12 protein-coding genes are annotated in these 14,208 nt (G+C 70.3%); all 12 read right to left on the bottom strand.

The annotated features are described in order from the left end of the window. Nucleotides 1-24 precede the first annotated feature (24 nt). On the bottom strand, nucleotides 25-1,212 hold the full coding sequence (locus ACQ7HM_RS00670) for a beta-xylosidase (RefSeq protein ID WP_434214334.1): 1,188 nt from the start codon (nucleotides 1,210-1,212) through the stop codon (nucleotides 25-27). A 420-nt stretch (nucleotides 1,213-1,632) separates the two neighbouring features. Next, the gene (locus ACQ7HM_RS00665; protein ID WP_434214333.1) at nucleotides 1,633-3,093 is read right to left on the bottom strand and encodes a DUF222 domain-containing protein; all 1,461 of its coding nucleotides are present in this window, start codon (nucleotides 3,091-3,093) and stop codon (nucleotides 1,633-1,635) included. A 249-nt stretch (nucleotides 3,094-3,342) separates the two neighbouring features. Then, on the bottom strand, nucleotides 3,343-4,122 hold the full coding sequence (locus ACQ7HM_RS00660; RefSeq protein WP_434214332.1) for a heme ABC transporter ATP-binding protein: 780 nt from the start codon (nucleotides 4,120-4,122) through the stop codon (nucleotides 3,343-3,345). Then, on the bottom strand, nucleotides 4,119-5,162 hold the full coding sequence (locus ACQ7HM_RS00655) for a FecCD family ABC transporter permease (RefSeq protein WP_434215587.1): 1,044 nt from the start codon (nucleotides 5,160-5,162) through the stop codon (nucleotides 4,119-4,121). The genes ACQ7HM_RS00660 and ACQ7HM_RS00655 overlap by 4 nt, the downstream gene beginning before the upstream one ends. A 47-nt stretch (nucleotides 5,163-5,209) precedes the next feature. Next, entirely contained in the window at nucleotides 5,210-6,253 is a 1,044-nt protein-coding gene (locus tag ACQ7HM_RS00650; protein WP_434215586.1) for a heme/hemin ABC transporter substrate-binding protein, read from the bottom strand. 5 nt (nucleotides 6,254-6,258) lie between these two features. Then, nucleotides 6,259-6,771, bottom strand: a complete 513-nt coding sequence (locus tag ACQ7HM_RS00645; RefSeq protein WP_434214331.1) for a DUF4878 domain-containing protein — start codon at nucleotides 6,769-6,771, stop codon at nucleotides 6,259-6,261. 59 nt (nucleotides 6,772-6,830) lie between these two features. Further along, complete coding sequence (locus ACQ7HM_RS00640) at nucleotides 6,831-8,114, bottom strand: competence/damage-inducible protein A (protein WP_434214330.1); 1,284 nt, start codon at nucleotides 8,112-8,114, stop codon at nucleotides 6,831-6,833. A gap of 73 nt (nucleotides 8,115-8,187) precedes the next feature. Next, entirely contained in the window at nucleotides 8,188-9,681 is a 1,494-nt protein-coding gene (locus tag ACQ7HM_RS00635; RefSeq protein ID WP_434214329.1) for a sugar transferase, read from the bottom strand. Between the two features lie 92 nt (nucleotides 9,682-9,773). Beyond that, nucleotides 9,774-10,487: a GAF domain-containing protein gene (locus tag ACQ7HM_RS00630; RefSeq protein WP_434214328.1), complete on the bottom strand. Its 714-nt coding sequence runs from the start codon at nucleotides 10,485-10,487 to the stop codon at nucleotides 9,774-9,776. A 76-nt stretch (nucleotides 10,488-10,563) separates the two neighbouring features. Next, complete coding sequence (locus ACQ7HM_RS00625; protein ID WP_434214327.1) at nucleotides 10,564-11,895, bottom strand: hypothetical protein; 1,332 nt, start codon at nucleotides 11,893-11,895, stop codon at nucleotides 10,564-10,566. After that, nucleotides 11,882-12,997: a glycosyltransferase gene (locus tag ACQ7HM_RS00620; protein WP_434214326.1), complete on the bottom strand. Its 1,116-nt coding sequence runs from the start codon at nucleotides 12,995-12,997 to the stop codon at nucleotides 11,882-11,884. Before ACQ7HM_RS00620 ends, ACQ7HM_RS00625 begins: the two co-directional genes overlap by 14 nt. Then, complete coding sequence (locus tag ACQ7HM_RS00615) at nucleotides 12,987-14,207, bottom strand: hypothetical protein (RefSeq protein ID WP_434214325.1); 1,221 nt, start codon at nucleotides 14,205-14,207, stop codon at nucleotides 12,987-12,989. The genes ACQ7HM_RS00620 and ACQ7HM_RS00615 overlap by 11 nt, the downstream gene beginning before the upstream one ends. Nucleotide 14,208 lies beyond the last annotated feature (1 nt).

The following is a 14,208-nucleotide window of genomic DNA, read 5'->3' as shown; positions in this document are numbered from 1 at the left end:
CCGAACCCCGCCGACTCGGCCGGGTCAGCTGCTCCCGAACTGCGGGGCCGTGGCCGGGGTCGAGGCCACCGGGGTGGTCGGCTGCGACGACGTGCTGGGTGGGGTCGAGGTGCTGGGCGGTGTCGACGTGCTGGGTGGGGTCGAGGTGCTGGGCGGGGTCGAGGTGGACGGGGGAGTGCTCGCAGCCGTGAAGTCCTTGACGGTCTGATAGGACTTCTTCGGCGTGAAGTTGTTGCGCAGCAACCCGAAGTTCTGCTCGATGTCGTTGGTGTTCGTCCCGGTGTCACGGATGTTGTAGATGAAAGCCGGTCCGACCCAGGCGGTGTCGCGTGCCGAGGCGAGCAGGATCTGGATCGTCTGGGCCTGCACGTCCTCGCTCACGGCGACCGAGTTGGTGCCGGTGGGGGCGCCGGACTCGGTCATCCACAGGAGTTTGCCGCCGTCGCCGTTTGCGGTCATGAAGTCGTGCATGTCCCACATCCGCTGGAAGGTGCTGTAGGAGCGGGTCGACGGATCGTTGGGCAGTGCGGGAAAGGTGTACGGGTGCACCGCGACCGCGTCGAACGTGTTCTTCAGGTTGGCGGTGTAGAGCGCCTTGAGGAAGGTCAGCGGTGCGATGTCGCGGCCGTTGTCGACCGCCGGCGCGAGTCCGCCGCTGATCACCGTGGGCGCCGGCGACAGCGTGCGCAGCGCCGCCGAGGCCGCCGAGAGCAAGCGGCCGTAACCGGCTGTGTCGGGTGCCGGCTTGTAGAAGATGTTGAGGTTCGGTTCGTTCCAGATCTCCCAGATCCCGATCGAGTTCTGGTAGCGGATCGCGGCGTCTTTGGCGAAGGCGGCGAAGGTCGCCGGGTCGGCGGGCCGGAAGTGGCTGTCGGTGGGGTTGTCCGAAGAGTTTTGCGCCCATCGCGGGGTGTAGGCGACGACGCCCGTCGGGCACATCCCGAGGCTGGTGATCTTGTTGACCACGCGGTCGAGGGACGTCCACGTCCGGGCGCCTCGCTGCGGTTCGATGACCGACCAGTCGACGTCGACGCGGACCAGCCCGACGCCGGCGTCGCGGGCGGCAGTGAGTTCCCTGGTGAGGTCGGAGTCGTTGAGGCCCAGGATGCCTGCGCCCGGCGAGACGCCGACGCGTCCCTTGGCGGCTGAGCCCTGACACGTCGAGGGAGCGGCGGTGTGTGCGGTCGGCACGAGAACGGTTGCGGCGCCCACGGTCAACGCCACGATAAGGGCGGCCCGGGCGACAAGGGAGCGGCGAGAACGAGCGGGTCGTGCAGTGGACATGGGGACCTCTCCGGTGCGGCTGCATGGGCGTCTACTGCAGAGGTGGTGGCCCAGTCCCCCCGAACACACCGGCCACAACCTTCTCGAACGAAAGCAATAGTCACATCAGTCACAGCACATATCGGCGCCGGTGACCGAAACTGAGCCGATCCGAGAGCGTTTCGTGACCACTTCTGGATACTGAAGAACGGACATCCGCTCGTTCCGGTCGCGTGAAAAGTCGGTGGTGCTGAGTGTGTGGAAAGTCGAGCCGAGTGTGCTGACCACTCCACGCGAGCCGACAAGCAGACAACGCACACTCGGCGAAGGCTTTCCGCACAGTCAGCGGCGGTAAGACACCACCACAGCTCAGGCCGCCGGGTAAAGGTGAGCCCGCGGCCAGGTGATGTCGAACGCCCGACTCAACGCAAGGACGGCCTCAGGTGGGTTCCGGTACCGCTCGAGGAGTTCGTCGATCCGGTGTAGCTGGTTGGCGCGGAGGGCGTCGGGTGGGTCGGTGTTGTGTCGCCAGCCGTAGCGGCCGCGGTCGGGTCCGTCGGTGATCTTCTCGGTGGTCCACTGGTGGGGTTCGTTGCCGACGGCCCGGTTGTGCGGTCCGCATGCGGGTGCCATGTGCGACGAGTCGGTGAGTCCGCCGTCCGCCCAGTCCTGTTCGGCGTGGTGCATTTCGGTGTGGGCGAACGGGACCTGGCAGTTGTCTTTGCTGCAGCCGCCGTATTTCGCGAACGCCATCAGCCGTTGCGCGGGTGAGGCGAGGCGCCGGGACCGGCCGAAGAAGAGTGGCTCGTTGGTGACGTCGCTGAACACCGCGAGATGGGTCTGCGCGTTTGCGGCGAGCTTCACGACCTCCGAGATTGGGAGGTCGGTCCCGGTGGCGGTGCGTGCGACGCCTGCGTGCTCACGTAATTGGGCGTCGGTGATCGAGACGATGATCTGTGGCGGCAGTCCGCGATGCGACTGACCGAGGAGTCCGCCGGTGACGGCGGCGTCGAGGAGGGCTTTCAGCGCATCGTGATTGCGCTGGGACTGCGACCGGCAATCACGGTCAGCCGCTTGTTTCAGCAGCTCTGCATTGGCGTCGCCGTGATCGCCCTTGGGTGACTGGTCGTCGTCGGGGTTGTTCATGCCGGGTGCCGCCCATTTCGCGAGAACCACATCGAACAAGGCGCGCGTGATCGGATCCAGCGTCGCGGTGAGCTTCGACATCAACTGGCTGTCCTGGCAGCCGACGTTGAGTTTCCGATTCCGTGCTCGGTCACGGTCGTCGGTGAGGGTTCCATCGGGATCGAGGTGAGCGAGGATCCGCACCCCTGCAGCGGCGATCTCTTTCGGCGTGAGCGTCGTGGCGAACTCGGCCAGCGTCTTCTCCGCGAACGCCCGGTGCTCAGGGTCGACCGCGGTGGGGATCTTGGCCATCACGTCGAGCACTGCGTGGACGTGGTCGGGGCCGATCGAACCTGCGGCCAATTCTCGTGCGGTGTTCGGGCATACCGGTGGGAGTTTCTCGCCGGTCAGCGCGTGCATCGGTTCGAGTGCCTGTACTTCTTTGAGACGCTTCTTCGGTTGTGTGATGCGCAGTTTCGTCTGCAGGAACTCGGTGAGGGTCACGCATCCAACGGCGCGGTGCGCATCGCGGTCGGAGACCTCGAGAATGCGGCGATTACCGATTGCCTCCATCCGCCGGGTGATGCGTTCGTGACGGATCGCTACCTCGGCGACGGTCGCCTCGTTGTAGGTGTCGGAGGAGGAATCATCCACCTGGTCCAAGAGTTGCTCGAGGGCAGCGTATTTCGCCAAGAGATCACTCACCGCTGCCCCCTCCCCAGGTGGTTCTGTACATCCAGGTTAGCACGGATGTTCGAGGGATGGGCGATTGATTTCAGTGAATAGTGTTGAACGCTGGTGTATTTCGCTCTTCTGGTTGCGATCTACTACCGCTGACTGTGCGGAAGCCGGTCGTCGAGTGTGCGTTGTCTCGCCGTCGGCTCACGCAAGGCGGTGAGCACACTCAACGGCCGTTTCCACACAGTCAGCACAGCCAGCGCGACTGTGGACTGGTCAGCGCTGGGGGCGGTGGGGGAGGATGACCTGCTGGTCGTCGATGAGCGACACCGTCATCGGCAGACCGTATGTGGTGGTGAGGAGTTCGGCGGTGAGGGTGGATCGCGGCGGTCCGCTCGCGACGACGCGACCGTCGGCGATCACCACCACGCTGTCGCTGTAGGCCGCGGCCATCGTGAGGTCGTGGACGACCGCGACGACGGCGTCACCGCGGGCGGCACGCTCGGTGACCAGGGCCATGACGGTCTCCTGGAAGTGCGGGTCGAGCGCGGCGGTCGGCTCGTCCAGCAACAGGACCGGCGTCTGCTGGGCGAGGACCCGCGCCAGTGCCACCCGCGCACGTTCGCCGCCCGACAGCGTCGCGAACGGGCGGTCGGCGAAGTCGACGACATCGCACTGCGTCATGGCGTCGGCGACGGCGGTCTCATCGTCGGCGTTGGCGGGGGTGCGGTTCCACGGATGTCGTGCCATCTGCACGACCTCTCGGCAGCTGAACGTTCCTCCCACCACGTGGTCCTGCGGGAGCACGGCGCGCCGACGGGCCTGCTCGAGGGTCGACAGGCGCGCGATCGGGTCACCCTGCAGCACAATGCGTCCCGCGTCGAGCGCCACCGACCCGGCCAGCGCCGAGAGCAGCGTCGACTTGCCCGCGCCGTTCGGACCGACGATGCACAGCACCTCGCCGGCGTCGACCGTCAGATCCACGTGGTGCAGGACCGGCCGGCCGGATCGGCTGACCGACACCGACTCCGCACCGATCAGCGGTGCGACCGTCATGCCCATCCGCCCTGACGGGAACGGGTGCGGCGCAACAGCAGGAGGAACACCGGACCGCCGACGAGGGCCGTCAGCATGCCGATCGGGAGATCGGCGTAGTCGACGAGTGTGCGGGCGGCGAGATCGGCGAGGACCAGCAGGATCGCACCGGCCAGGGCGCTCGCGGGCACCAGCACCCGATGCGCGGGGCCGACGACGATGCGCATCAGGTGCGGGATCACGAGACCGACGAACAGGATGATGCCGCAGAACGACACCGCGGCGGCCGTGAGCACGGCGACGATGACGACGGCCACACGTCGCAGCCCCTCGACATCGACGCCGAGGTGACGCGCGGAGTACTCGCCCAGCGCCAGCAGGTCCATCCGGCGGGCGATCGTCAGCGACGCAGCGATGCCGACCACGACGAGTCCGACCACCAGGTACACCTGATCCCACGTCGCCCGATTGAGACTGCCCAACTGCCAGAACACGATCTGGTCGCGTGCTGTCGGGCTGGCGCTGAACGTGAAGAACGCGATCAACCCGCCGGCAAAGGCGTTGACCGCGATACCCGTCAGCACCAGCGTGACGACCTCGGTACGCCCCGCCGATCGCGACAACAGGTAGACGATCCCGGTGGTGGCGAGTCCGGCGGCGAACGCGCCACCGGCGACCGCGTAACCGGCGACACCGAGCCCGCCCACGGCGATCACCCCCGACGCGCCGGCGGCAGCACCCGACGACACCCCGATCACCCCGGGTTCGGCGAGGGGGTTGGCGAACACACCCTGCAGCACCGCGCCCGCGCATCCGAGAGCGGCGCCGACGAGCAGCGCCAACACCACCCGCGGCAGTCGGACGTTCCACAGGGTGTTCTCGCCGACCTGGTCGGGTAGCGGGCCGATCGCGAGGTGCAGGTGGTGCAGCAGTGAGCCGAGCACCTGCAGCGGCGGGATGTGGTTCTGTCCGATACCCGCGGCGACGACCACGGCGACCGCGAGGACCACCAGACCCACCGGTGCGACGACGGCGAGCGGTACCCGGCGCAGTGTCGGCACGCGTTTCCCGCCGCGGACCGTGCGAAGCCGTTCGGCGAGAGCGGGACTCACGAGCGCCCGTAGAGGGTGCGAGCGAGCGCCACGGCGACATCGCCGGTGCGCGCCCCGAACGACAACAGCTCACCGTCGTCCATGTCGACGATGCGTCGGTCACGCCCCGCCGGTGTCTCGCTGACGCCGGGGATCTTCTCGAGCCCGTCGACGCCACCGACCGACGCCAGGCCGTCGGTCATCATCAGCAGGACATCGGGCCGGGACTTGATGAGCCCCTCGGAGGTGAGTGAGGTGAACGCGTCGGTGAGGCCGGCCGCGGTGCCCGCGTCCTCACCGCCGACGGTGTCGATGAGGGAGTCCGCACCCGAGCCGGGGCCGCCGAGGATGAGCAGGCCGGTGCCGCGGGCATAGACGAAAGCGATCCGTGGCCGGTCGGCGTCGCGGGGGACCAGGGCGCGGGCGGCCGCGATCTGCGCGTCGGTGCGGGCGGCGAGGGCGTCACCGGCCGCGGGGACCCCCAGTGCGGTGGCGATCGACCGCAGTTGTGCGTCGGTCCCGGCGACCGTGCGTTCAGGGGTGCCGGTGACCACGGGGATGCCTGCGGCGGAGAGCTGACCGCTGAGCACGTTCGCCGACGGCAACGAGGCGTCGGTCAGGACCACCGTCGGTCGGAGGGCGATGATCGCCTCGGCGTTCGCGTCGGTACCGCCGGTGGTCACCACCGGGATCGATGCGGCGGCAGGGAACTTGGTCGCGATGTCGCGTCCGACGAGGTTGCGGCCGAGCCCCAGCGCGAACACCGCCGTGCCGTACGTCCCGTAGCGGTCGAGGGCGACGATCCTGCTGACGTCGGTGACCGTGACGCGCCGGTTGTCGGCGGTGGTCACCGTCACCGGCAGCTGTGGTGCCGCGGTGGTCGACACCGGTATCGGATCGGCGGACGGGAGCCGCGCGGTGCGCGGACCGTCGGGGAGCGACACCGACGACGGCGACGCGCCCGAGGACCCGACGTCGAGTGGTGCGGTGGAGCACGCCCCGACGGCCGTCGCGACGACGACCGCCAGCGCGAGGATCGGCGCGACGACGCGCGCCGACAGCGGCGTCAGCGTGGTCCGCTCGCCATGCCGAGCAGAGCGGTGACCGCACTCGACGACAGCTTCCACGTGCCACCGCTCTTGGTGTAGCCGTAGTCGATGCTGACCGGTGCGGGGGTGTGCGGGCTGGCCACGGCGACCTTCGCGGTCGCGGCGTCGGTGCCGTCGGCGGCGACCGAGGTCACCGAGAACACGCCGGGGGTGTACCCGCCTGCGCTGGCGCCCTTGGCGAATCCGTTGAGCTTCTGGCCGATGGTCGGGTCGGTCGAATCGACCAGTCCGGCAACCTGTTCGGGTGAGCTGGCCGGGTCGACGACGGTGCGCAGGATCTGCTGCGCGGCGGCCGCGTCCAGATCGGCCGGCGCCTGGGCGGTCGAACTCGATGCCGTGTCGGTCGACGATGCGCCGGCGGCCACGCTGCTCGCCGCGGTGCTCGTCGAGTCGTCGCTGCCGCATGCGGTCGCACCGGTCACCACCACTCCGGCGATGACGGCTCCGATGGCGAGTCTCCGGATCTGCATGTGTGCGCCTTCCCTGTTCGGTGGTAAGGCAATACTAACCATCCGCCCGTCGCGGCTGATCAGGGCCGTGCGCCGGTGAGGACCTGTCGGAGGAGGTGGAGCGCCACGCTGGTCGAGCGGTCGCGGACGTCGGCCCTTGACCCGGGGAGCACGAGGGTGCGCGTCACCACGGTGCCGTCACCGAGCGCGATACCGAAACACACGGTGCCGACCGGCTTCTCGGGTGTACCGCCCCCGGGCCCGGCGATACCGGTCGTCGAGATCGCGGTGTCGGCCCCGAACCGCCGAAGCGCTCCTGTCGCCATGGCCGCGGCGACCTCTTCGGACACGGCGCCGTGTGCGGCGATGAGGTCGGCGTCGACGCCGAGGACCTCGGTCTTGATCTCGTTGGAGTAGGCGACGGCGCCACCGACCACATACGCCGACGATCCGGCCCGGTCGGTGAGTCGCCCGGCGACCAGTCCCGCGGTGCACGACTCGGCGGTCGCGATGAGTCGGCCCGAGAGCAGGTCGGCGACCTGGTCGTCGACCGTCGAGCCGTCGACGGAGAAGATCTGCCCGCCGTGTTCGGCCCGCATCAGATCGAGGAGTGCGGCGTAGGCATCGTCGGCGCCGGCGTCGATGCGGGTGACGATCTCGAGTTCGGCGCGGCGCAGGCACGTGGTGATCTCGAGGCGGTCGAAGCCGTCGATGGACGTCTCGGCGGTCCGCAGGGTGACGGCGAGCTCGGACTCGGGGACGCCGATCATGCGGACGGTCTCCTGGCGTTGCCGTGGCGCCGAGGCCAGGATCGCGGCCACGGCGGGGACCTCGACGATCGCCGGCCACATCGCCTGCAGCTCCGGCGGCGGACCCGGCAGGACCACCACGGTCGGGGTGGTGTCGGTGCCGGCGACGACGACACCGGGGGCGGTGCCCGTCGGGGTGACCCACTGCGCACCGTCGGGGATCATCGCCTGCTTGCGGGTCGCCGCGGCGACGGAGTCGAGTCCGCTCGCGTCGCCCCGCGCCGCCATCCAGCGGTTCACGATGGCGGTGATGGTCTCCTCGAGCGCGGTGTCGAGGACGAGGTCGCGTCCGGTGAAGCGCGCGACGATCTCGACGGTCAGGTCGTCGGCGGTGGGACCGAGTCCGCCGCTGGTGAGGATCAGGTCGACACCGTCGTCGGCGAGGAACCGCAGCTGCGCCTCCATGTCGGCTGGTCGGTCGCCGCAGACGGTGATGTGGGCCAACTCGATGCCCGCGTCACCCAACCTCCCGGCCAGCCATGGACCGTTCGCGTCGGCCACCCGCCCGGTCAGCACCTCGGTACCGGTCACCACGATTCCTGCGCGCACACTCACGATTCCCGAGCCTACGGGGCGGGATGCGACCGCTCGCCGACGTCGGCGTCGGGCCCGGTCCCGCCCGGCGAGGTCATTCCGCGCGATGCAGGAAGGTCAACACGGTCAGCGCGAGGATCTTGAGGTCGAGCAGCACCGACCAGTTCTCGATGTAGTAGTTGTCCCATTCGGCGCGATCGGCGATGGAGGTCTGGCCCCGCAGGCCGTGCACCTGCGCCCACCCGGTGACGCCGGCCTTCACGCGGTGGCGTTCGCCATAGCGGCGGATCTGCATGTCGAACAGCTCGACGAACTCGGGGCGTTCGGGACGGGGACCGACGAGGCTCATGTCCCCGCGGACCACGTTGATCAGCTGGGGCAGTTCGTCCATCGAGGTCGACCGCATGATCTTCCCGATCTTGGTCCGTCGATCGACGCCCTCGACGCCGCCCGGTGCGGCGCCGGCCGTCAGCTCGAAGGTCTTGTCGGCCTCGGTCGGGGGGCGCATCGACCGGAACTTGAGACAGCCGAACACCTTGCCGTTGCGCCCGACGCGCTGCTGCGAGAAGAAGATCGGGCCGGGTGAGCTCAACCGGACCAGCAGCATCAGGGTGAGGAACAGGGGGGAGATGAGGAGCAGACCGAGGGAGGCGGCCAGGCGGTCGACGCTGTGCTTCACCGCGAACTGCCAGCTGCGCGGGTTGACGCGCGGCAGGATCAGCAGAGGCACGCCGCCGAGGTGATCGACGCGTGCCCGTGCCCCGACCGCGTCGTGCGCCCGGGGCAACACCCACGCCCGGATGCCGCGCCGGTGTGCCGCGCGGACGACACGGGCGAGCTCGTCGTCGTCCATGTCCTCGGCCGCGACGACGACCTCCTCGGCGTGTGTCGCCGCGATCGCGTCGGCGATGGCCTGCGGCGGGCCGAGCCGGGGCACGTCGGTCGAGTCGGGGTCACCCGTCGCGACGTCACCGGCGAGCCGCAGCGGTGTCGCGGCGAGGATGCCCACCGGCCGTAAGCCGTACTCGGGCATGTCGCGCATGCGATTGATCAGCTGGTGTGCGATCGGCCCGTCGCCGATGAGGAGTGTCGGCGCGAGGGATCCGTGTCGGGTGCGCAGGTTGCGCTGGATCACGACTCGTGCGAACCGACCGCCGGTGACGAGGACGACGGCGCAGGCCCACACCTTCGTCGTCGTGACGCCGGTCTGGGACGCCTGGGTGAGGAACGTGACGATGAAGCCGAGGGTGAGGACCGAGGCGACGGCCAGGGTGGTCTGCACGCGGGGGAGTTCGTCGAGGAAGTTGCGGCGCAGCTGTTTGCGGTACATCTGCTGCAGCGCGAACGTCATGACGACCGTCGGGACGAACAGCCACAGGGACCACAGTGGCGGATGCACGTCCTGGGTGGCGTCGGCCCAGAGCGACCCGACGGCGACGGCGGCCGAGGCGGCGAGGACGTCGATGACGACCGTGACGATCGAGTGCCCCGGATCCCTGCGGATCTGGCGGAGGAAGCCGGAGCCGGCGTCGCGTGCCGGCGGCGAGGCCGAGGTCACCGAGGTGACGTCGGCGGTCTGCAGAGCCATGCGGGTGGCTCAGTTCCCGGTTCCGGACATGCAATTCAGTTTAGTGATACTTGTATTCGGTTTCTTGAATACCAAGAGATCCGGTGAGGGGATCAGTCGAGAACGTTCTCACCGAAGATCCGCTCCCGCACGATCGCCGCGAGATCCTCGAGGATCTGGATGTGGCCGGTGGTCCACTGCTTCGGCTTGTCGTCCCAGGCGCACAGCGTCCCGATCGCGTTCCCGGCGGCATCGGTGAGGGGGATGCCCGCGTAGGCGATGACGGTGCCGTCGGCGACGATCGGGTGATCGGCGAGGGTGGGATGCAGGCGGGCGTCCTCGAGGATGAGCGGCTCGCCCGACGAGACCGCGACCTGGCACAGCGAGCGGTCCAGCGACACGGTCCTGGTCTCGGCGAGATCGCCGGTGAGACCGGCCGCACTGCAGAACCACTGCTTCTCGTCGGAGACGAGCGAGACGCCCGCGCTGGGGACGTCGAGCGCGTCCACGGCCATGGCCGCGATGCGGTCGTAGGCGACGCCCGGCTGGGTGTCCATGAGACCGGTCCCGAACAGCACCCGAAGGCGTTCGGGGTCTTCGATGACCGCGTCTGCAGGCGTGCCCGCCGCGGGCCCGTGCAACCCGTTCCGGCGCAGCGAGGTGATGGCGGCGGTCAACTCGGGATCGTCGGACCCGAGAAGGTCGGCGGCGAGTCGTGTCGCGAGCGCACGCCCGATGTAGACGTCGAGATCCTCGCCGGCGGACCGGGCGGCGCGCGTGAGGACCGCGGTGACCACGGGATCGACAGCGGACGGTGTGTCGGACATGGGGTTCACGATAGCGAACCGCGGATGACCTGCGGGTGTGTCTCACGGCCCCGCGTCCGCCCGGGACGGAGAGGTGTCACGACCCCGAACCCTCGAGGGCGGCGACGGGGTCACGACACATGTCGACGAGGGCGGCGTGGACGGCGGCGGGCGCGAGGACGTCGGCGTGGAAGGTGGCCGAGAGGGTGCGTGCGCCCCCGACCTCGCTGACGAGCAACGTGAGCGCCTCGGGGCCGTCGGGATCGATGCCGGCGCCGAGTTGCGGGAGCGGCCCCGACAGACCGGGCAGGACGCCGTCGTAGAGGGGGATCCGGCCGATGTCGCTGACCGACAACCGGATCCGCGACGACGTGCGGACCGCCGCCGCCGTGTCGGCACCGGGGTCGGGGGTGCCGCGGTGCAGCCGTGCCTTCGTGGCGTTGACGCCGAGGACGGCGAGCGGCCAGGCGGATTCGGTGGCCGACCGGACGCGCTGTCGGACCGACGCCGCCGTCACCGGTGCGGGCATCCGGATGGGGAGCGCGATGGCGAGGTTGCCCATGCCGGCGTCGTCGCGACGCAGATAGCGACGGCAGTCCACGAGGACCTGCACCACGTCGTCGCTGGCGACACCCGCGCGGCGCAGCGCCGACACCCACATCGCGACCGTCGCCGACGCATCCGAGGCACCGTCGGTCGCCGACACCCGCTCCCGCAGCGCCGCGACGCCGTCGGGCGGCATGGTCGCCGACACGGTACGGACCTGTCGGGGGTCGATGTCGGCAGGTTCGGCGACGATGTCGGTGCGGGCATTGTCGGCGCGCAGTCGTCGGACCTCCGCGAGTCGCCGCGGATGTCGCAGGATCTGATCGGCGAGCGCACGGCGGACCGAACCGGCGGGTGCGTCGTGGGCGAGCGCGGCGTGCACGGCGGGTGGGGCGGAGTCGAGCAGAACCGCCTGCAGCGCGGGCGCCAGCCGCCCGTCGCCGAGCCCGTGGGAGTGGTCGACGACGAGGTGGTCGTCGCAGACGGCGACGCGCAACGGCACCGGATCCTGGTGTCGCACATGGGTGGCGATCACACCGAGGTGTCCGCCGGGGGTGTCGGGCAGGTCGCGCGGGGACGCCGGTGTCGCGAGGTCCTCGACCGCCAGCGTGTCGGTCCGTCGCGCCCACACCCCGTCCGGGGCGAAGGGGTCGAGTCGCAGACGCGGCACCTGCGCGGCGACCGACCGCAGGCGGACCGTCAGCAGATCCCGGTCGAGCCCGGGGAGCGGCCCGAAGACCGCGATGTTGCGGGAGTTCGCGAGAGCACGGTCGAGGGCACTCGGCCGGTGTTCGCCGATCTCGCTGTCGGAGCGGACGGCACGGCGGTCGGGCCGCGCCCCGGATCCCTCACCCGGCCTCCCGGATCCCTCAGACCGCGCCATCGACGACCTCGCGCATCCGGCGCCGGAACTCCGCGCGGGAGAACCCCTCGGCCCACCGTCGGACGGCGTCGCGGTCGAACGCCGCGGGGTCGAACCCGCGCATCGCCTCGGCGAAGCGGGCGACGATCTCATCGTCGGTGCCGGGGTCGATCAGCAGTCCCGTCTCGCCCGGCCGCACCGAGTCGAGGGCTCCGCCCTCCCCGAGCGCGATGACCGGGGTGCCCGTCGCCATCGACTCCACCGGCACGATGCCGAAATCCTCGATGCCGGGCATGAGCAGTGCGCGGGTGCGACGGTGCAGGTCGAGGAGCTGGGAGTGGGGGACCCGGCCGAGGAACGTCGTGCGCGGTCCGGCGATCGCGCGGCAGGCCTCCATCGCGCGCCCGTCACCGGCGACGACCAGCGGGACGTCGGCCGCGGCGGCCGCGCGGATGGCGATGTCGGGGCGTTTGTAGGGCACCAGACGTCCGGCGAGCAGGAAGAAGTCCTCGCGCTCGACCGACGGGTCGGGGGTGAAGCCCTCGGTGTCGACGGGTGGGTGCACGACGACGGCGTCGCGGCCCCACCAGGTGTGGATGCGCTCGGCCACGGCCGACGAGTTCGCGACGATCGTGTGCAGGCGGGGCGCCGCGGCGACCTCGCACCGCCGCGCCACCACCGACAGCGCGGTGAGGATCCCCGCCCCGACGGCGCCGCCGCCCTCGCCGGCGCGCAGGCTCGCGTCCCACGCCCATCGGGCGGGGCTGTGCACGTACGCGATGACCGGTGCCTGCGTCGCGAAGACGACCTGGGTGGCGAAGGCGTGATGGCTGGTGACGACGACCTCGGGCTCGCCGCCCGGGCCGCGGAGATCCATGTGCCGGAACGCCATCGGCATGAACGGCAGTGTCGGGGCGTACGAGCGGTGGCCGAGCGCGCGGTAGAGGCCGTTCAGCCACGTCGTGTGCGGCGGGTTGGGCAGGTCGCGGGGGATGCCCTGCTCGCGGGCGATCGGGGTGTGGACGCTGCCGTGCGGCCACTCGAGGGCGAGCTGCTCGACGACGTGTTCCGAGCCCGCGATCTCGGTGAGGCGTTCGTGGACGACGGCCACGTCAGTCGGCATCGGTCACCTCTGCGCTCCGGCCCCGCGACCCCTGTGCCCGCGCTCGCCGTCCGCGTGTCTGCAGGACGACGTATCGGGTCACCCCGAGATCGGCGAGCTGACCGAGAGCCGCGGCGGTGGCGGCACGGTCGCGACCACGGGTGGACAGGATCACGACGGCGACCACGAGATCGCCGAGATCGGCTGTCCGCCACCACTCGTCGTGGAGATCGTGGTGTCCGATGTCCTGTCCGCCCTGCTCGGCGGGACCCGCGGGAACCGTGACCGACGCGACGTCGGTCCGTTCGCCCGTCAGGATGATCGCCGAGCGACCGCGGCGATGGCGATGTGCCAGTTCGCCGTAGAGCACCCTCGACGGATCGAACCGACCGCCGCCCACCACCTGCAGACGAGCGCCGTGCCGGTGGGCGACGCGCCGGGCCCAGATGCGGTTGTTGGTACGACCGAGCCGGCCGCGGGCCAGTACGAGCAGTTCGGCCGCGACGAGGAACGCGACCACCGCGGCGACCAGTCCCTCCGACAACGGTTTCGGCGAGATGGGCGACGACGACGCGCTGGGCACCGACAGCACCGTGAGCTGGTTGCCGCCCGCGGCGGCGACCTGATCGCGTTGGGCACGTAGTTCGGCGAGCCGGACGTCGGAGGCGGTGCGGGCGCTGCTGCCGGCGGGCAGACGCGAGTTGCGGGCCTGTTCGGTGTCGATGGAGGTGTCTATCGCCTCGACCCGCCGCGACACGTCGCGCGCGGCGTTGTCCTGGCTGGCCTGCGCGACGGCGGCGACCACGGCCTGGGCCACCTGCTGGGCCGTGCGGGGGCTGCCCGCGGTGACCGCGAAGGTCAACAACGCGGGCGATGTGCCGGGGGTGAGTGTGAGGTGGCTGCGCAGGGTCCCGGTGTCCCAGCCGGTGTCGACGCGGGTGAGCGCCTGGGTCAGGACCCCGTCGTCACTCGCCAGCTCCTCGAACGGGGCCCGCAACTGCTCCACGAACGCGTCCCCGGCGACGATCTCCCCGGAGGTGGTGATCTGCGTGACGACCGACGCCGAGTACTCCTTGTCGACCAGGGTCGACCGTCCGACGAACACCGCGGCGCCGACGAGGGCACCGATGACCAGTGCCGGCAGCAGGACCCGCGCCAGGTCACGGAAGTGTCCGGCGAGGTCGATCGGTGGTGGTGCGTCGCGATGTGTCGTCGCGGACTCGACGGTCACC

The sequence above is a fragment of the Williamsia sp. MIQD14 genome, from assembly GCF_051025635.1.
Classification (GTDB): Bacteria; Actinomycetota; Actinomycetes; order Mycobacteriales; family Mycobacteriaceae; genus Williamsia_A.
The sequence above is the reverse complement of the archived record's forward strand: the minus strand, read 5'-3'. Positions and strand labels throughout refer to the sequence as shown.

Excerpts from the sequence above, each read along its gene's own strand:
- ACQ7HM_RS00660 (WP_434214332.1), bottom strand. The coding sequence starts at position 4,122 with ATGACGGTCGCACCGCTGATCGGTGCGGAGTCGGTGTCGGTCAGCCGA.
- ACQ7HM_RS00645 (WP_434214331.1), bottom strand. The coding sequence starts at position 6,771 with ATGCAGATCCGGAGACTCGCCATCGGAGCCGTCATCGCCGGAGTGGTG.
- ACQ7HM_RS00635 (WP_434214329.1), bottom strand. The coding sequence starts at position 9,681 with ATGGCTCTGCAGACCGCCGACGTCACCTCGGTGACCTCGGCCTCGCCG.
- ACQ7HM_RS00630 (WP_434214328.1), bottom strand. The coding sequence starts at position 10,487 with ATGTCCGACACACCGTCCGCTGTCGATCCCGTGGTCACCGCGGTCCTC.
- ACQ7HM_RS00625 (WP_434214327.1), bottom strand. The coding sequence starts at position 11,895 with ATGGCGCGGTCTGAGGGATCCGGGAGGCCGGGTGAGGGATCCGGGGCG.
- ACQ7HM_RS00620 (WP_434214326.1), bottom strand. The coding sequence starts at position 12,997 with ATGCCGACTGACGTGGCCGTCGTCCACGAACGCCTCACCGAGATCGCG.